The sequence below is a fragment of the Rhizobium sp. P1_B8 genome, from assembly GCF_056406515.1.
The window spans coordinates 99,456-116,872 of sequence record NZ_JBFTZZ010000017.1; the positions used below are offsets into that span (position 1 = coordinate 99,456).

Annotated in this window: 15 protein-coding genes; 14 read left to right on the top strand and 1 reads right to left on the bottom strand. The window is 62.2% G+C overall.

The genetic code is table 11. The annotated features are described in order from the left end of the window. The first annotated feature begins 141 nt into the window (after positions 1-141). The 13 genes from AC1D2N_RS20760 to AC1D2N_RS20820 all read left to right on the top strand — a co-directional run bounded on the left by AC1D2N_RS20760 (position 142) and on the right by AC1D2N_RS20820 (position 15,840). A complete protein-coding gene (locus AC1D2N_RS20760; RefSeq protein WP_028732044.1) occupies positions 142-1,359 on the top strand; it encodes a deoxyguanosinetriphosphate triphosphohydrolase in 1,218 nt (405 codons plus the stop codon). 65 nt (positions 1,360-1,424) lie between these two features. Further along, entirely contained in the window at positions 1,425-3,182 is a 1,758-nt protein-coding gene (gene argS / locus AC1D2N_RS20765) for an arginine--tRNA ligase (protein ID WP_028732043.1), read from the top strand. Positions 3,183-3,244: 62 nt separating this feature from the next. After that, the gene (locus AC1D2N_RS20770; RefSeq protein WP_197728252.1) at positions 3,245-6,553 is read left to right on the top strand and encodes an SPOR domain-containing protein; all 3,309 of its coding nucleotides are present in this window, start codon (positions 3,245-3,247) and stop codon (positions 6,551-6,553) included. 78 nt (positions 6,554-6,631) lie between these two features. Next, on the top strand, positions 6,632-7,627 hold the full coding sequence (nagZ, locus tag AC1D2N_RS20775) for a beta-N-acetylhexosaminidase (protein ID WP_477981882.1): 996 nt from the start codon (positions 6,632-6,634) through the stop codon (positions 7,625-7,627). Positions 7,628-7,645: 18 nt separating this feature from the next. Continuing rightward, positions 7,646-8,503: a segregation and condensation protein A gene (locus AC1D2N_RS20780; protein WP_130652274.1), complete on the top strand. Its 858-nt coding sequence runs from the start codon at positions 7,646-7,648 to the stop codon at positions 8,501-8,503. Beyond that, a complete protein-coding gene (gene scpB, locus AC1D2N_RS20785) occupies positions 8,500-9,216 on the top strand; it encodes an SMC-Scp complex subunit ScpB (RefSeq protein ID WP_130652275.1) in 717 nt (238 codons plus the stop codon). The genes AC1D2N_RS20780 and scpB overlap by 4 nt, the downstream gene beginning before the upstream one ends. Positions 9,217-9,399: 183 nt before the next feature. Continuing rightward, positions 9,400-9,591 (top strand): twin-arginine translocase TatA/TatE family subunit, encoded by a 192-nt coding sequence (locus tag AC1D2N_RS20790; RefSeq protein WP_003538990.1) that lies wholly within the window; start codon positions 9,400-9,402, stop codon positions 9,589-9,591. A gap of 51 nt (positions 9,592-9,642) precedes the next feature. Continuing rightward, positions 9,643-10,254 (top strand): Sec-independent protein translocase protein TatB, encoded by a 612-nt coding sequence (tatB, locus tag AC1D2N_RS20795; protein ID WP_130652276.1) that lies wholly within the window; start codon positions 9,643-9,645, stop codon positions 10,252-10,254. Then, positions 10,251-11,078, top strand: a complete 828-nt coding sequence (gene tatC, locus AC1D2N_RS20800) for a twin-arginine translocase subunit TatC (RefSeq protein ID WP_018241797.1) — start codon at positions 10,251-10,253, stop codon at positions 11,076-11,078. Before tatB ends, tatC begins: the two co-directional genes overlap by 4 nt. A gap of 200 nt (positions 11,079-11,278) precedes the next feature. Next, positions 11,279-12,562, top strand: coding sequence for a serine--tRNA ligase (serS, locus tag AC1D2N_RS20805; RefSeq protein WP_130652277.1), 1,284 nt, complete (start codon positions 11,279-11,281; stop codon positions 12,560-12,562). Between the two features lie 4 nt (positions 12,563-12,566). Then, on the top strand, positions 12,567-13,340 hold the full coding sequence (gene surE, locus AC1D2N_RS20810; protein WP_018241799.1) for a 5'/3'-nucleotidase SurE: 774 nt from the start codon (positions 12,567-12,569) through the stop codon (positions 13,338-13,340). Continuing rightward, positions 13,337-13,990 carry a protein-L-isoaspartate(D-aspartate) O-methyltransferase gene (locus AC1D2N_RS20815; RefSeq protein ID WP_018241800.1) on the top strand — a complete coding sequence of 218 codons (654 nt, stop codon included), beginning with the start codon at positions 13,337-13,339 and terminating at the stop codon, positions 13,988-13,990. The genes surE and AC1D2N_RS20815 overlap by 4 nt, the downstream gene beginning before the upstream one ends. A 245-nt stretch (positions 13,991-14,235) precedes the next feature. Then, positions 14,236-15,840 (top strand): M23 family metallopeptidase, encoded by a 1,605-nt coding sequence (locus tag AC1D2N_RS20820; RefSeq protein ID WP_130652278.1) that lies wholly within the window; start codon positions 14,236-14,238, stop codon positions 15,838-15,840. A 148-nt stretch (positions 15,841-15,988) separates the two neighbouring features. Here AC1D2N_RS20820 and AC1D2N_RS20825 read toward each other — a convergent pair whose 3' ends face one another. Beyond that, entirely contained in the window at positions 15,989-16,861 is an 873-nt protein-coding gene (locus tag AC1D2N_RS20825) for an ATP-binding protein (RefSeq protein ID WP_130652279.1), read from the bottom strand. Between the two features lie 206 nt (positions 16,862-17,067). On the opposite strand from AC1D2N_RS20825, the gene yajC reads away from it, so the two are divergent. Beyond that, positions 17,068-17,415 (top strand): preprotein translocase subunit YajC, encoded by a 348-nt coding sequence (gene yajC / locus AC1D2N_RS20830; RefSeq protein WP_003558894.1) that lies wholly within the window; start codon positions 17,068-17,070, stop codon positions 17,413-17,415. The last annotated feature ends 2 nt before the right edge of the window (positions 17,416-17,417 follow it).

Here is a 17,417-nt window from a genome sequence, read left to right on the forward strand (position 1 = left end):
ACCATAATCTTCGCGAAAAGGCGATGATGCGCCGAAGCGGTTAAGAAAGCGCCTCTTTGCCGTTTCATCGACCTATAGGTATGAAGAGCGATAAGCGGCGTCAATGGGCAGATGCGGCAACATGCAGGATGACGGTGAAGAATGACGATCGATACGCGTGCTTTGGGTTTCGGCAGCAGTGAAAGGGCGGTCTATGCGGCCGATCCCTGGACGACGCGCGGACGGCTCTATCAGGAGGACGGCAGCCCGACACGCTCCGATTTCCAGCGCGACCGCGACCGCATCGTTCACACCACCGCCTTCCGCAGGCTGAAGCACAAAACCCAGGTCTTCATCGCCCAGGACGGCGATCACTACCGCACCCGGCTGACGCATACAATCGAGGTGGCGCAGATCGCCCGCGCTCTTGCCCGCGCCCTGAAGCTCGACGAGGATCTGGCCGAGGGCGTTGCGCTCGTGCACGATTTCGGCCACACGCCGTTCGGTCATACCGGCGAGGACGCGTTGCACGAGGTGCTGCTGCCCTATGGCGGCTTTGACCACAATGCCCAATCGCTGCGCATCGTGACCAAGCTGGAGAGGCGCTATGCTGAATTCGACGGCATCAACCTGACATGGGAAAGCCTCGAAGGTCTCGTCAAGCACAATGGTCCGCTTCTGACGCCTGAGGGAGTCGGCACGCGCGGTCCCGTTCCGCAACCGATCCTCGATTATTGCGAGCTGCACGATCTCGAGCTTGCAACCTATGCCAGCCTCGAGGCCCAGGTGGCGGCGATCGCCGATGACATTGCCTATAATACCCACGATATCGACGATGGCCTGCGCTCCGGCTATCTGACTTTCGACATGCTGGAGGAAATCCCATTTCTTGCAGGGCTGATGGCCGAGGTGCGGGAGCGATATCCGCATCTGGAGGCCAGCCGCTTCACTCATGAGATCATGCGCCGTCAGATTACCCGCATGGTGGAGGACGTGATCGGCGTCGCGCAGCAGCGCCTGTCGCTCTTGCACCCTGAGAGCGCAGCCGACATCCGCGCTGCCGGCCAGGTTATCGCCAGCTTTTCCGAGGGGATGGCCGAGACCGACAGGCAGATCAAGGCGATGCTCTTCAAACGCATCTACCGCAATCCGGATATCATGCGCATCCGTGCCGGCGCCGCCCAGATCGTCACCGATCTCTTCGCCGCCTACATGGCCAATCCGAAGGAGATGCAAAGCCATTACTGGGTCGATCATATCGCCGGTCTGTCCGATGCGCCGAAGGCTCGCCATGTCGGCGATTATCTCGCCGGCATGACCGACACCTATGCCATCAGCGCCCACAGGCGGTTGTTTGACCACACTCCGGATTTGCGATAGGCAGCGGTCGCCCACGCCGAGGGCTGATTTGAGCCTTTGGCACAGCCTATGCATGGAAGAGTGCGATGAACCTTTTTACCGACTTCGAAGCCAGGATCAAAACCGCCCTTGAACAGATCGATCTGGTCAGGGATAAGCGATCCGAGCTCGATTTCGGCCGCATCACCGTCGAGCCGCCGCGTGACGCGAGCCATGGCGATGTGGCGACCAATGCCGCAATGGTGCTGGCAAAACCGCTTGGAACCAACCCGCGCGCGCTGGCTGACGTCATCATCGCCAAGCTGAAAGAGGATGCCGACGTCGCCGATGTCTCGGTCGCGGGGCCTGGCTTCATTAACATCCGTCTCGCCGTCGGCTACTGGCAGCGGCTGCTCGCCTCGATGATCGGCGCCGGCACCGACTACGGCCGCTCGACGCTCGGCAAGGGCAAGAAGGTCAACGTCGAATATGTCTCGGCCAATCCGACCGGCCCCATGCATGTCGGCCATTGCCGTGGCGCCGTCGTCGGCGACGCGCTCGCCAACCTGCTCGCTTTTGCCGGTTACGGCGTCGAGAAGGAATATTACATCAACGATGCCGGCTCGCAGATCGACGTGCTCGCCCGTTCCGTCTTCCTGCGCTATCGTGAAGCGCTCGGCGAAAAGATCGGCGAAATCCCCTCGGGTCTCTATCCCGGCGACTATCTCGTGCCTGTCGGTCAGTCGCTTGCCGCCGATTACGGCGTGCGTCTGCACAACATGCCGGAAGACCAATGGATGCCGATCGTCAAGGATCGCACCATCGATGCGATGATGGTGATGATCCGCGACGATCTGGCGTCGCTGAACGTCCATCACGACGTCTTCTTCTCCGAGCGAACCCTGCATGCCAATGGTGCGGCCGCGATCCGCACGGCGATCAACGACCTGACCTTCAAGGGTTACGTCTACAAGGGAACACTACCGCCGCCGAAGGGTCAGCTTCCCGAGGATTGGGAAGATCGCGAACAGACACTGTTCCGCTCGACCGAGGTGGGCGACGATATCGACCGGCCGCTGATCAAGTCGGATGGCTCCTACACCTATTTCGCCGCCGACGTCGCCTACTTCAAGAACAAGTTCGACCGTGGTTTCGACGAGATGATCTACGTGCTTGGCGCCGACCATGGCGGTTACGTCAAGCGCCTGGAAGCGGTTGCACGCGGCGTTTCGGACGGTAAGGCGAAGCTGACGGTGCTGCTCTGCCAGCTCGTCAAGCTCTATCGCAACGGCGAGCCGGTGAAGATGTCGAAACGCTCGGGCGATTTCGTCACGCTTCGGGACGTCGTCGAAGAAGTCGGTCGTGATTCGGTCCGGTTCATGATGCTTTATCGCAAGAATTCCGAACCGCTCGACTTCGATTTCGCCAAAGTGACGGAACAATCGAAAGATAATCCAGTCTTCTACGTGCAATACGCGCATGCTCGCTGCATGTCGGTCTTCCGGCAGGCGAGGGAGGCTTTTGCCGACCTCGATGTTTCGCCAGAGAATCTCGCGCAAACCGTTGCAGGCATTGGCGATCCGGCCGAATTGCAGCTCGTCGCCAAGCTTGCTGAATTCCCGCGTATCGTCGATGCGGCGGCCCAGTCGCAGGAGCCACATCGCGTCGCTTTTTACCTCTACGACCTCGCCAGTTCCTTCCACGCGCACTGGAACAAAGGTAAAGATCAGCCAGAATTACGATTTGTTAATGATAAAAACCGAGAATCAAGTATTGCCAGACTTGGGCTGGTGTACGCCGTCGCGTCGGTTTTGAAGTCGGGACTCGCCATTACAGGCACTGCCGCACCGGACGAAATGCGATAACGTCACCATTTCCCCACAATGCGCTGGCATTTGAGCGTTGGCGTTTGCGAGTGGGAATAGGCATGGCTGATAAACAACTTGCGTATGATACGCGCGGAAAAAACGATCTGTTTGCCGACGATGATCCGTTGGCTGAACTTGCCCGGATCGTCGGCTTCGAGCCGCGTGTTGCGGCGAATACGGTGACTGAGACCGCACGCCGCGAGCCCGCCCTCGATCTCGAAGACGAGCTTGGGCGCGAGTTCGATCGCTACGATTCGCCACGTCCGCTCGCAGAGCTCGACCGGCCCGCCGAGCCGTTCTCTGATGATGTCACTCCTGAAGATTACGTCGAGCCCGTTCTCGACGCTTCTCCCGCCGCCGAACGTGCGGAGGTTCCTGAGCCGGTTTCCGTCGCCCCCGTCGAGGCTGAAGAAGTCGAGGCTGAAGAAGAAGTAGCTTTGCCCGCCGCAGGGAATGGGGACGCATCTGCCGCCGACTGGGGGGAGCAGCTTTCCCCCGAGCCCGAGCCCGAGCCCGAGGCATCGGTGCAATCGGCCTTCGGCGGTGCGCGCGACCTGATCGAGGAGCTTGAGCTGTCGATCGGCGCAGCACCCGTTTCTTCGCTGGCGCAGCCCGCCAAGGCGCCGCAATGGTCGGCTGCCAGCATCAGGCTGCCGCTTGCCAATTTCCATGCACCGAAGCGCGATGAACCGGTTGTTTTGCCGGAGCCTGTGGCCGAAACGGTCGCAGCACCGGTTGCTGAGGCACCGTCCGCCGATCTTCCTGTGGTCGAACCGCAACCTGTCATCGAGCCGCCGGCGACCGTCGCTGCTATCGAGCCTTCCGAGGAATTCGAATCCGCTTCACCGTCGCTTGGCTTCCCCGCCGAGCTCGATCGCCATGATGAGGTGATCGCATCGGATGAGACCGCCGAGGCCGAAGAATTCGTCGAGATCGAGGAAGAGCTGCAGGATTTCGGGTCCGATGCCGGTTTCGATCTCATCGCCGCCGCCGTCGAAGGCGAGATCCAGGCCGATGCCGCGCTGACCGAGGTCGTGCCTGATGTTCCGCACACCGCCGGCACGTTCGATCTTGACGATCTGCTCGCCGACGTCTCGCGTTATCCGGTGCCGCAACGTGCCAATCCGACGCCCGTCTCGCCGCAGCCCGCATCGATCGAGGCAGCGCCCGTTTCTGCTGCTCCCATGGCCGCCGCACCTGTCGAGCCCAAGGTGATCGCGCCCGCACCGCTCGCCGCAGCACCCGTCCAGCCTGCTCCGATCGAACCGGCTCCGGTCTATGCTTCCGAAGCCGCAAGGCCGATCGCGCCGCAGCTTGCTGAGGTCGTTGTGCCCCAGCCTGCCGCAACGGCATATTCGCGGGCGCCGCAGCCGGTACCGGAAGCCGACGACCCCTTCGCCGGCCATGATTTCGAGCTGGATCTTGCCGGCATCGAGCTGGAACTCGCCGACCTCGATTTCTCCGAGACGTCCGAGCCAGTGCCGCAGCCAGAGCCGCCTGCACCTGCTCCCCAGCCAACCGCTGCCGTCGCTCCGCCTCGGCCCGCGCCTGTTTTTGCGACTGAGCCGCCAGCTCCTGCTTTCCAGCCGGCCGCTACCGCCCCTGCACGGTCCGCTCCAGCCTTCGTTCCCGAGCCGCAGGCTCCAGCTCCGGCTCCGGCTTTTAACTGGGCGGCTGCCTCCGACTCGACCGAAGACCTGCCATTCGATCCGGCGATGATCTCCGATCCGGAGGATCGTCCCGAGACGGTCGACGACATGCACGTGCCGACGCTGCCGCCGGTCGAGCAGCCCGCGCCGGTCGCGAAAACTGCTGATTTCGATTTCGATCTCGACGCGGAGATCGCCAGCTTCTTTGAACCGGCCAAGCCGCGGCAAACGCCGACGCCAGTCCGGGATACGGCTGCGGCCGCGGCAACGCCGGTCAAGCCTACCATTGCCGATGGCCTCGATGATTTCGAACGGGCGCTGGAGGAGGATTTCCGCCGCAGCGTGCGCGAGCCGGTCGAGCGCCGCGAGACCTCCGAGGTTCGTATCGAGTCGGCAAGCCAGGCCGCTGATTTCAGCCGCGCCCGGTCGATGCGCCGGCTGCTTGCCGGGGCCGTCGTGCTCGTGGTCTTCGCCGGTGTCGCTTATGGTGTCTATTCCTCCGTCTGGAACGGCGAGGGGCTCGGCATTGTCGCGTCCGGCGAGCCGCGCGTGATCGCCGCCGACAAGGAGCCGGTCAAGGTCGTTCCGGAAAATCCTGGCGGCAAGACCGTGCCGAACCAGGATAAGGCCGTTTACGACCGTGTTGCGGGTTCTGCCGAAGAGCCGAAGCAGAAGGCGCTCGTCTCTTCCGACGAGGCGCCCGTCGATGTTGTCCAGCGCACGCTGACACCGGAAGCGCTGCCTGAAGACGACGAGAACGCCAACGCTGACGATCAGGTCACGCCGACTGCGGTCGGTGAGACGGAGGATCCGCGTCTGTTGCCGAACCAGGACAATGCCGACAACGCTTCGGCAAGCGACGCCGACAAGACGCCGTCCGTTTCGCCACGCAAGGTCCGCACGATGATCGTCAAGCCTGACGGTACGTTGGTTGCCCGCGAGGAGCCGGCGCCCGTCGATCAGCCGATGCCGTCTGCCCAGCCGACGCAGTCTGCTCAGGCGACACAGTCTGCCCAGGCGACACAGTCTGCCCAGGCGACGCCGTCTGCCCAGCCGACACCGCCGGCTCAGCCGCCGTTGACGGCCCAGTCGACCCCGTCCGCGCAATCGACCTCGCCCGTGCCTCCAGTCGGCGGAACGGCCGCAAGCTTCCCGGCAAGCGCCGAGGTTGCTTCCGCCGATGCGCGTTCTGCAGCCCCTGTCGAAACTGCGCCGGCACAGCCGCCGCTCGCCGGCAGTGCTGATGCGCAGGCCGCAAATCCCGCTCCGGCCGCTCCGCCGGTGCGCCCGGTCAAGACCTCGGCGATTGCCGATACCGCGCCGATTCCGACCGCGCGTCCGGCCGACCAGCCCGTCAACGTCGTCGGCACCGTCACCGAGAAGGGCAATGTCCGGCCGCCCGCACAGCAGCCGAAGACGACTGAGGTCGCGGCCGCAGCTCCAGTCGCCGCAAAGCCACAGCAGGCCGCATCCGCCGGCGGCTACGGCATCCAGATCGCCTCGCTGCCTTCGGAAGACGAGGCGACCAAATCCTATGCCAACCTGTCGAAGAAATTCGCCAGCGTGCTTGGCGGCCGCAGTCATGAGATCCGCAGGGCCGATATCGCCGGCAAGGGTACTTTCTACCGTGTCCGCATTCCGGCCGGTTCCAAGGACGAGGCCGCAGCGCTCTGCGAACAGTATCGCGCGGCGGGCGGAAGCTGCCTGATCTCCAAGTAGATCGGTTTTTTGAACAGAATATAGGAGCGGGGGCGGGGGGGGGGGGGGGGGGGGGGGGGGGGGGGGGAATCAAAAGCGATGATCCTTGGCTGCAGCGGCCTTTCCCTCACATCCGAAGAGAAAGCCTTTTATCGGGGCGAACGGCCCTGGGGCTTCATCCTCTTCGGGCGCAACATCTCCGAAGCACGGCAGATCACCGATCTCGTCGCCGAACTGCGCGACAGTGTCGGCTGGCATGCACCGGTGCTAATCGACCAGGAGGGCGGCCGCGTCCAGCGCATCCGCCCACCCGTTCTAGCGCGTTATCCTTCCGGCCAGACGCTCGGCGATCTCTATCGCCGCGATCGTATGCTCGGCCTGCGCGCCGCCTGGTTGATGTCGCGGCTGCACGCCTTCGACCTTTCGAGCCTCGGCATCGATGTCGATTGCCTGCCGGTGCTCGATGTGCCTGTCGAGGGCAGCAGCAACGTTATCGGTGACCGCGCCTATGGCGGCGATCCTGAAACCGTCATCGCGATGGGAAGGGCGGTTGCCGCAGGGCTGAAGGCCGGCGGCCTATTGCCTGTGATGAAGCATATGCCCGGCCACGGTCGCGGCTTTGCGGATTCACATCTGGAGCTGCCTGTCGTCACCGTCTCGCGCGATGAGCTGGAACTCCATGATTTCCCGCCCTTTGTCGCGATGAAGGACGAGTTGATGGCCATGACCTGTCATGTCGTTTTCGCCGCCATCGACCCGGACAATCCGGCGACGACCTCGCGCAAGGTGATCGACGGCATCATCCGCGAACACATCGGCTTTAACGGTCTGCTGCTCTCCGACGACAGCTCGATGAACGCTCTTTTCGGCACGATCGGTGAACGCGCGGCGAATATCATTGCAGGCGGATGCGATATCGTGCTGCATTGCAACGGCAATATGGACGAGATGCTAGATGTCGTGGCAAATGTTCCGCCGCTCGCCGGCATATCGCTTGCCCGCGCAAAAGCGGTGGAAGCAGGCTTCGCGGCGCCGGATACATCAGATGAAGCGGACTTGAGGGCGGAATTCGAGGCGATGTTTGCGACGGTCTGATCGTAAGGGAGTAGCTAGGTGAGCACGGTCAAGGGCACGGAACGTCCGCAGGCGGCGACGCCGATGGACAAGTTGTGGCAGGATAACGGTGCGGAGCGCGCCAGCCACGAGCCGGCGCTGGTGATCGACGTCGCCGGCTTCGAAGGCCCGCTCGACCTGTTGCTCTATCTCGCCCGAAACCAGAAGGTCGACTTGTCGCGCATTTCGGTGCTTGCGCTCGCCGAGCAATACCTGCTGTTCATCGAAAGCGCCCGGCGTATCCGCATTGAGCTTGCCGCCGACTATCTCGTCATGGCAGCCTGGCTTGCCTATCTCAAGTCGAAGCTGCTCATTCCCCAGCAGGTCAAGGATGACGGCCCTTCCGGCGAGGAGCTGGCGGCAACACTCGCCTTCCGCCTGAAACGTCTCGAAGCCATGCGCCAGGCGGCAGACGGCCTCGTCAACCGCAACCGCCTCGGCCGCGATATCTTCGTGCGCGGTGCGCCCGAGCATATTCCCGACCGGCAGCAATCCGCTTACGCAGCGAGCCTCTACGATCTCCTGACCGCCTATGCGGCGCTGCGCCAGCGCCATGCCGTCACTCAGGTGACGATCGAGCGGCGCACCGTCTGGTCGCTGACCGATGCACGCGAGCTGCTGACCCAGATGATCGGCGAGGTCGCCGACTGGACGGCGATGGAGCATTATCTGCTGCGTTATCTCGCAGCGCCTGAAGAACGCGTCACGGCAATCGCCAGCGCCTTTGCCGCCTCGCTGGAGCTGGTGCGCGAGGGCAAGCTCGAAATCCGCCAGGACGGCGCCTTTCAGCCGATATACATGCGCCGCGGTCCGAAACATGCCACGCTGCAGGTGGTGGAACAGGAGCGGCCGGCTTGATCGACCTGAGGGGCGAAGAAGATTTCGAAGGCAATTTCGAAGGCAGGGGCCGCGACCTGCAGGCCGAGATCGAGGCCGAGCGCATCGCCGAGGCGCTGGTCTTCGCCTCCTCGCAGCCGGTCTCCGAAGGCTTCCTCGCGGAGCGCCTGCCCGAGAAGACCGACGTGCATGCGATCATGCTGCGCCTGAAGGAGCAATATGCGCCGCGGGGCGTCAATCTTGTGCAGGTCGAAGGCGCCTGGGCCTTCCGCACCGCCGCCGACTTGTCCTTCGTCATCCGCCGTGATGACAATGAGGTGAAGAAGCTTTCGCGCGCCGCACTGGAAGTGCTGGCGATCATCGCCTATCATCAGCCGGTGACCCGTGCGGAAATCGAAGATATCCGCGGCGTCCAGACCTCGCGCGGCACGCTCGACGTGCTGATGGAGGCGGGCTGGGTGCGCTTCCGCGGCCGCCGGCGCACACCGGGCCGGCCGGTGACATTGGGCACGACACGCGATTTCCTCGACCATTTCGGACTCGAAGAGCTGCGTGACCTGCCCGGTCTCGAAGAGTTGAAGGGAGCGGGCTTGCTGTCGGGCCGCATTCCGGCGAACTTCAATATTCCCTCGCCGTTGATGAACGACGAACTGACCGAGGACGAAGACCCGATCACCCAGATGGACCTCGAGGAACTGGGGTTGCTGGCACCGCGTGGCACCCCTGAAGATTGAGGGGCTTGCGTCTTGCTTTTGCCATGCATGGCGAAAACAATGGTGGCCACCACTTTTCGATGGGTCGATGGCTTGTCACAAAGGGCGATACCGTGACATTAAGCTCAATCCAAAGGGCTTGATGTTGGAAACGATGTTGGAAATCCTTACATCGTGGGAACATAGAAACAGGGAGTTAGCGTAATGGGTTCTTTTAGCATGTGGCACTGGCTGATCGTTCTGGTCATCGTGCTGTTGTTGTTCGGTCGCGGCAAGATTCCGGAACTAATGGGCGACGTTGCCAAGGGCATCAAGAGCTTCAAGAAGGGCATGACGGACGAAGACGCGCCGGATACGGCAAAAACCGTCGATCACAAGGCCGACGAAACGAAGTAACCAAGTCCGGGAAAAAGCGCAGCCCCCGCGCTTCCCGTCCAGGAGCCTTGCATGTTCGATATTGGCTGGACCGAGCTTTTGGTCATCGCGGTCGTACTGATCGTGGTTGTCGGTCCCAAGGATTTGCCGCCGATGCTGCGCGCTTTCGGCAAGATGACGCAGCGCGCCCGCAAGGTCGCGGGCGAATTCCGTGCGCAGTTCGATGAAGCGTTGCGCGAAGCGGAACTTGACGATGTCCGCCAGACGATCAGCGACGCCCAGAAACTCAACCCGGTCAACAGCCTGCGCGAGGCGATGAATCCGCTTCGCCAGATGGGCAACGAGATCAAGGCCGACCTGCAGAAGTCGACCACGGTCACGGAGAACAAGACCGAGGTGCCGCCCGATGCTGTTGCAGCCCCGACGCCGTCGATGAGCTTGCCGGAAACGCCGCCATTGGTAGCGACACCTGCGCCGTCGGAACAGGTCGCAGCAGCGATCGTGCAGGCTGATACGGTTGCCGCCAAGTCGAAGGTCGCGCGCAAGCCGCGCGTCAAGGCTGCCGACAAGGTCGATGCTGCGGCCGCCGTTGCCGTGCCTGTGGAAAAACCGAAACGCACGACGGCAGCCAGGAAGCCTGCAACGCCGAAGAAGCCGGCGCAGAGGAAGAAGGACGAGGCATGAGCGGTGACATCGAAGACAAGCCGCAGCCGTTGATCGAGCACCTGATGGAGCTGCGCACGCGGCTGATGTGGTCGATCGGCGCGTTTTTCGTCGCCTTCATCGCATGCTTCTTTTTTGCCAAGCATCTCTTCAACTATCTGGTCATACCCTACAAGACAGCCGTCGTGTGGGCGCATCTCGACGTCGAGAAAGCCCAGCTCATCTACACCGCGCCGCAGGAATTCTTCTTCACCCAGGTCAAGGTGGCGATGTTCGGCGGCCTTGTGGTCGCGTTCCCGATCATTGCCGCCCAGGTCTACAAGTTCGTGGCGCCGGGTCTCTACAAGAACGAGCGCCAGGCTTTCCTGCCGTTCCTGATTGCCTCGCCGGTCCTGTTCCTGATGGGCGGCGCGCTCGTCTATTTCTTCTTCACGCCGATGGTCATGTGGTTCTTCCTGTCGATGCAGCAGGCGCCAGGTCATGACGAGATAGCAATCTCGCTGATGCCGAAGGTCTCGGAATATCTGAGCCTGATCATGACGCTGGTCTTCTCCTTCGGCCTCGTCTTCCAGCTTCCCGTCGTCACCACGCTGCTTGCCCGTGTCGGTCTTCTGACGTCGCAATGGCTCGCCGAAAAGCGCAAGTTTGCCATCGTCCTCGCCTTTGTCGTCGCCGCCGTGCTGACGCCGCCGGATCCGATGTCCCAGATCGGCCTTGCGATACCGACGATCCTTCTCTACGAGATTTCCATCCATGCGGCGCGACTCGTGGAGCGCCAGCGTGCCCGGCAGGCGGTCGAAAAGGAAACCGGATCCGCAGACGTTGCCAAGACGGACAGCGTCTGAGCTGAGATCTGGAAATCCCTTCATGAACGCCGTCGACTGCATGATCCTTAAATCGCAATCGGTTTAAGGAATTATGCAGCAATTCAAAGTGTTACAGCGTCCCTTGCGCGTCTGAAAAGACACGGCGGCGCTGTAATTTCCGGTCGAGGTCCGATCAGGCTTTGGCCGGGCCACCTCTGTTGCAACGACCTGGAACGACGATGCTCGATATCAAATGGATCCGTGAGAATCCCGAAGCGCTCGATGCCGCCCTTGCCAAGCGCGGCGGGGAGCCTCTGGCCCAAAGTCTCGTTGCCCTCGATGAAAAGCGGCGCTCCGCCGTGCAGAAGGCGCAGGACTTGCTCTCCCGCCGCAACCTCGCCTCCAAGGAAATTGGCGCGGCGATGGCCCAGAAGAATAGCGAGCTTGCCGAGAAGCTGAAGGCCGAGGTGTCTGAACTGAAGACCCTGCTGCCGGCGATCGAGGAAGAGGACCGGCAACTGACGGCCGAACTCAACGACGCGCTCTCGCGCATCCCGAACATACCTTTCGACGACGTCCCGGTCGGCAAGGACGAGCATGACAATGTCGTCACCCGCACCGTCGGCGAAAAGCCGCGCTGGAACCACGCACCGAAGGAGCACTTCGAAATCGGCGAAGCACTCGGTTATATGGACTTCGAGCGCGCCGCCAAGCTCTCCGGCTCGCGCTTCACGGTTCTGACCGGGCCGCTCGCCAAGCTCGAGCGTGCGCTCGGCCAGTTCATGATCGATCTCCACACCAGCGAGCACGGCTATACCGAAGTCAGCTCGCCGCTGATGGTGCGCGACGAGGCCGTTTATGGCACCGCCCAGCTGCCGAAATTCGCCGACGATCTCTTCAGGACGACGGACGGTCGCTGGTTGATCCCGACGGCCGAAGTGACGCTGACCAATCTGGTGCGCGAGGAAATCCTCGATCAGGAAAAGCTGCCGCTCCGCTTTACCGCGTTGACGCCGTCCTTCCGTTCGGAGGCGGGCTCTGCCGGCCGCGATACGCGCGGCATGCTGCGCCAGCATCAGTTCTGGAAATGCGAGCTCGTTTCGATCACCGATGCCGAGAGCGCCATTGCCGAGCATGAACGCATGACCGCCTGCGCCGAAGAAGTGCTGAAACGCCTCGGCCTGCATTTCCGCACCATGACGCTTTGCACCGGCGACATGGGCTTCGGCTCGCGCAAAACTTACGATCTCGAAGTCTGGCTGCCGGGGCAGAATACCTTCCGTGAAATCTCCTCCTGCTCGGTCTGCGGCGATTTTCAGGGCCGCCGAATGAATGCGCGCTACCGCGGCAAGGAAGACAAGAGCAACAGGTTCGTCCACACGCTGAACGGTTCCGGCACGGCCGTCGGCCGCTGCCTGATCGCTGTCCTTGAAAATTATCTGAACGAGGACGGTTCCGTCACGATTCCGGACGTTTTGCTGCCCTATATGGGCGGATTGACCAAGATCGAACGGGCGGCCTGAGGCGATGCGCATCCTGCTTACGAATGACGACGGCATTCACGCCGAAGGCCTTGCAGCGCTGGAGCGGATCGCGCGGACGCTGTCCGACGATGTCTGGATCGTCGCGCCCGAGACCGACCAGAGCGGCCTTGCCCATTCGCTGAGCCTCTCCGAACCGTTGCGGCTGCGCAAGATTTCCGACAAGCATTTCGCCCTGCGCGGCACGCCGACCGATTGCGTCATCATGGGCATCAGGCAGGTGATGGACATCAAGCCGGATCTGGTCCTGTCTGGCGTCAATTCAGGCTCGAACGTTGCCGACGATGTGACCTATTCCGGCACGATCGCCGGCGCCATCGAAGGCACCATGCAGGGCGTGCGCTCGTTTGCGCTGAGCCAGGCCTATCTCTACGAGGACGGCGCGCGCATCGTGCCCTGGGAGGTCTGCGAGACGCATGCGCCGGCCCTTCTGGAAAAGCTGATGGTCCTGGACCTGCCGGAGGGTACGTTCCTCAATCTCAACTTCCCGAACTGCCGTCCCGACGAAGTCAATGGCGCCGAGGTGACCATGCAGGGCAAGCTCGCCTTCAATCTGCAGGTCGACGCCCGCTCCGACGGCCGGGGCTTTCCTTACTACTGGCTGAAGTTTGGCGAACGCGCCGGCGCCTTCGTTGAAGGCACCGATATTCACGCCCTGAAGCATAATAAGATTTCGGTAACGCCTTTGAAACTGGATCTGACCGATTATTCCGTGACGGACCGCGTGGCGCGGGCCTTGGGATACGGAGCACAAGTTTGACGGCAAGACTGGCGGAGAAGGAGGGCTTTGCTGCACTCGTCCTCAGATTGCGTGCCGAAGGCATCTCCGACCTCGATCTGCTGACGGCGGTCGAGCAGACGCAGCGCTCACTGTTTGTGCCGCCGCAATATGCCGACGACGCCTATTCAAGCCGGACGATCCCGATCGAGTGCGGCTCCTTTCTCGAAGGCATCGATTTTGCCGTCCGCATCCTGCATCACCTGAAGCTCAAGCCCGGCCAGCGCGTCCTGGAGATCGGCACCGGAAGCGGTTTTACCGCCGCCGTCATGGGCCGCATGGCCGAGCGTGTCCTGTCCATCGACCGCTACAAGACGCTGACGACGGCAGCGCAGCGGCGCATGGAATCGCTTGGTCTGCGCAGCGTCATCATTCGCCATGCCGACGGCAGTGCCGGCATGCAGGGTGAGGGCACCTTCGACCGCATCCTGGTGACGGCGGCCTTCAACGCGATGCCGCGCTTTTATACCGACCAGCTCGTTTCCGGCGGCTCGATGATCGCGCCGCTCATGATTTCCGAGAACGAGTGTCGCATGGTGCGGCTGACGAAAACCGGCAGCCGTTTCGAACGCGAGGAACTGTTCGAAGCACCCTATCTGCCGATCGTTCCGCGCCTTGCCTCGCTGTTGTAGGGCCTCGCTGCCCTAGGCGTAGATGTTTTCCGGACGGATCGGCGTGAAATCTGAATATGCATCACAATCGGAAAAGCTGCTCGCAGTTTTCGGCATTATGCTCTGCGCACTACGATTTTTCACCCGTAAGCCTATGGTTATCAACTTCTCAAAAATATCGCACTGATTCCAGCATCTTAACCGCGTGGTAATACTAACGCGTTTTAATAGACTCACAAATGGTTGCGTTCTCAGTGGGTCGAGTCATGCGTTTCAGTCTTTCGCCAAAGTTCGGGAAGTCGGCCGGTAATCTTCTGGTTGTTGGCCTGCTGGCAAGTGCCGCAACGGGCTGCAGTTCCGATGTGACACGGTTTGGCGGTTTGTTTTCCTCCTCCGGGCAGGACCAGATCACCACAAGTTCCATTCCGCGCAGGAATATGAACGGTTCTCAGGGCGATCCGGTGCCGCGCGCCGATCTCGGCGGTTCGGCCGTTGCCAGCCAGTCGGGTTACGGCGGCGGCAATGACGCGCTGAACCAGCCTTATCCCGCGCGCCAGGGTTACGATCCGACCCGCACGTCGAACTCGAGCGCACGTCTCGCTTCCGCGCCGGTCTCGGTGCAGCGTTCAGATCTGGCCGCGCCGACGGCCGTTGCTCCGTCCCGGCAGCGGGAAAGGGAAGTCGCGCTCGCCCAACCATTCCCGGCTGCGCCGCAGGCCGAAAAGCCCCGTTTGATGGCGCCGGCGGCACCCAAGGTGACGCCTGATACGCTGACGACCGGCACGACGCCGAAGGTTTCCGGCTGGTCCGCGACCAACGCTCCTTCGGTAACGCTGCGTCCGGGTGAAAGCATCGCTACGCTCTCCAGGCGTTTTGGCGTTCCGGAAAAGGAAATCCTGCGCGTCAATGACCTGAAGACGGCATCTGCCGCCCAGCCGGGCCGGGCGATCCTCATCCCGACATTCAATGGCGGCAATGCCGCCAAGGCGGCATCGCAGGCGGCTGACCTTTCCAAGCCCGGCAAGATGCCGGAGGCGCCGAAGGCGCCTGAGCAGAACGTTGCCGTCATTCCGGGCGCCAATTCCGCCCGTGACAAGACGCTGGCGAGTGCCGATGCCACCGGCAAGCTTCCCGTCGGCGCCGGCAAGGATCCGAAGGCACCTGCCGGCACCTATGTCGTCAAGCAAGGCGATTCCCTGGCAAAGATCGCCAAGGCGACCGGCAGCAATGTCGACGATCTCAAGGCCGCCAACAATCTTTCGGCCAACTCGCTCCGCATCGGTCAGGCTCTGAAGATCCCGAACGGCACCGCCGACAATATCAAGACCGCCTCGATCCCGGCCGAGAAGGTCGATCCGAAGCCGACCCAGCCGGCGGCTACCCTGCAGACGGCTTCCGTGCAGCCTGCGCCCTATAAGGCGCCGGCCGCCACCCAGACCGTCGACGATGCCGAGAAGAAGTCGGACGTCAGCTCCGCCGCACCGGAATCGACCGGTATCGGCAAATACCGCTGGCCGGTGCGCGGCCAGGTCATTGCTTCATACGGCGCCAACGTCAACGGCAACCGCAATGACGGCATCGACATCTCGGTACCGCAGGGCACACCAATTAAGGCCGCTGAAAACGGCGTCGTCATTTATGCCGGCAACGGCCTGAAGGAACTCGGCAACACGGTTCTCGTCCGTCACGACGACGGCACCGTCACCGTCTACGGCAACGCCGACACGCTGAGCGTCACCCGCGGCCAGAAGATCCAGCGCGGCCAGACGGTTGCCGTCTCCGGCATGAGCGGCGACGTCAAGCAGCCGCAGGTCCATTTCGAGGTGCGCAAGGACGCGTCCCCGGTCAACCCGATGACTTTCCTGGAATAGGTACTGCGTACCAGGAAACGCAAAAGCCCGGCCACCAGCCGGGCTTTTGTCATTTAATGCATGTCGCGCAAAAGTGCGCAGCGGTTTTGGGATAAACGACAAAGACCCAAAACGCGTCGCGTGAATTCGGATTGACGCGCGACGCGCTCTAGCCCCGATCGATGTGAACGCGCATGCGCCCGGCCAGGTCCTGGATATACTGCCAGGCGACGCGGCCGGAGCGTGCGCCGCGCGTCGTTGCCCATTCCAGCGCCTCGGCATGCATCTTGTCGCGTTCGAGCCCGAGCTTGAAGTGATCGGCATAGCCGTCGATCATGCCGAGATAATCGTCCTGGCTGCATTTGTGGAAGCCGAGCCAGAGGCCGAAGCGGTCGGAAAGCGAAACCTTTTCCTCGACCGCCTCCGACGGATTGATCGCCGTCGACTGCTCGTTTTCCATCATGTGGCGCGGCAGGAGATGACGCCGGTTGGAGGTGGCGTAAAAGAGCACATTGTCCGGCCGCCCTTCGACGCCGCCGTCGAGTGCCGCCTTCAGCGATTTGTAGGCGGTGTCATCGTGATCGAAGGAGAGATCGTCGCAGAAGACGATCACGCGGTACGGCGTGTCCTTCAGGAGGTCGAGCAGATGGGGGAGGGTGGCGATATCCTCGCGATGGACTTCCACCAGCTTCAGCAAGACGCTGCTTTCGCGCCTGACATCCTCGTGTACGGCCTTGACCAGCGAGGATTTGCCCATGCCGCGCGCGCCCCAGAGCAGCACATTGTTGGCGGCATAACCCTCGGCGAAACGCACCGTATTCTCATGCAGGATGTCGCGCACATGATCGACGCCGCGGATGAGCGTCAACGCCACCCGGTTCGGTCTCTTGACCGGCTGCAGATGCTGGCGCAAAGGCGCCCAGACGAAGCAGTCGGCAGCATCCCAGTCGTTGAGGGCGGGTGCCGGTCCGGCAAGACGCTCGACGGCGTCTGCGAGCCGTCTAAGTTCGGCGAGCAGGGCTGTGTTGATTTCCTCGGTCATCGGTGGCCTCCTGATTTCTCACTGCGGCAATCCGCTTTAATCTTTCGATGCCGGGTAGCATGGCGTTTTGACGGCGGAAAGGTTATGAGGCAGCGGAATCGGTACTGTTTCCGGCTGTTTCTGTTGCATTCATCGAAGCGGTAACTATAGTCCGGCAACCTGAAAAGAGAGGCGGAGTTCCGCCGCCCAAGCCTGAGGAGTTTAGCATGTTCATCACCCCGGCATTCGCCCAGAGCGCGACCGATACCGCAACGGGATTCGGCGGTTCCGGTTTCGAAATGATCATCCTGTTCGTGCCGCTGATGGTCGTCTGGTACTTCCTGCTGATCCGTCCGCAGCGCGCACAGGCAAAAAAGCGTGAGGAGACCCTGAAGGCAATTCGTCGCGGCGACCAGGTCGTCACCGGCGGCGGTCTCGTCGGCAAGGTCACCAAGGTCGTCGACGAAAAGGAAGTCGAAGTCGAGATCGCCGATGGCGTGCGCGTGCGCATCGTCCGCAGCGGCATCTCCGAAATTCGCGTCAAGGGTGAACCGGTCAAGGCCGACGCGGCGTAACA

Excerpts from the sequence above, each read along its gene's own strand:
- AC1D2N_RS20760 (WP_028732044.1), top strand. The coding sequence starts at position 142 with ATGACGATCGATACGCGTGCTTTGGGTTTCGGCAGCAGTGAAAGGGCG.
- argS (WP_028732043.1), top strand. The coding sequence starts at position 1,425 with ATGAACCTTTTTACCGACTTCGAAGCCAGGATCAAAACCGCCCTTGAA.
- AC1D2N_RS20770 (WP_197728252.1), top strand. The coding sequence starts at position 3,245 with ATGGCTGATAAACAACTTGCGTATGATACGCGCGGAAAAAACGATCTG.
- nagZ (WP_477981882.1), top strand. The coding sequence starts at position 6,632 with ATGATCCTTGGCTGCAGCGGCCTTTCCCTCACATCCGAAGAGAAAGCC.
- AC1D2N_RS20790 (WP_003538990.1), top strand. The coding sequence starts at position 9,400 with ATGGGTTCTTTTAGCATGTGGCACTGGCTGATCGTTCTGGTCATCGTG.
- tatB (WP_130652276.1), top strand. The coding sequence starts at position 9,643 with ATGTTCGATATTGGCTGGACCGAGCTTTTGGTCATCGCGGTCGTACTG.
- tatC (WP_018241797.1), top strand. The coding sequence starts at position 10,251 with ATGAGCGGTGACATCGAAGACAAGCCGCAGCCGTTGATCGAGCACCTG.
- serS (WP_130652277.1), top strand. The coding sequence starts at position 11,279 with ATGCTCGATATCAAATGGATCCGTGAGAATCCCGAAGCGCTCGATGCC.
- surE (WP_018241799.1), top strand. The coding sequence starts at position 12,567 with ATGCGCATCCTGCTTACGAATGACGACGGCATTCACGCCGAAGGCCTT.
- AC1D2N_RS20820 (WP_130652278.1), top strand. The coding sequence starts at position 14,236 with ATGCGTTTCAGTCTTTCGCCAAAGTTCGGGAAGTCGGCCGGTAATCTT.
- AC1D2N_RS20825 (WP_130652279.1), bottom strand. The coding sequence starts at position 16,861 with ATGACCGAGGAAATCAACACAGCCCTGCTCGCCGAACTTAGACGGCTC.
- yajC (WP_003558894.1), top strand. The coding sequence starts at position 17,068 with ATGTTCATCACCCCGGCATTCGCCCAGAGCGCGACCGATACCGCAACG.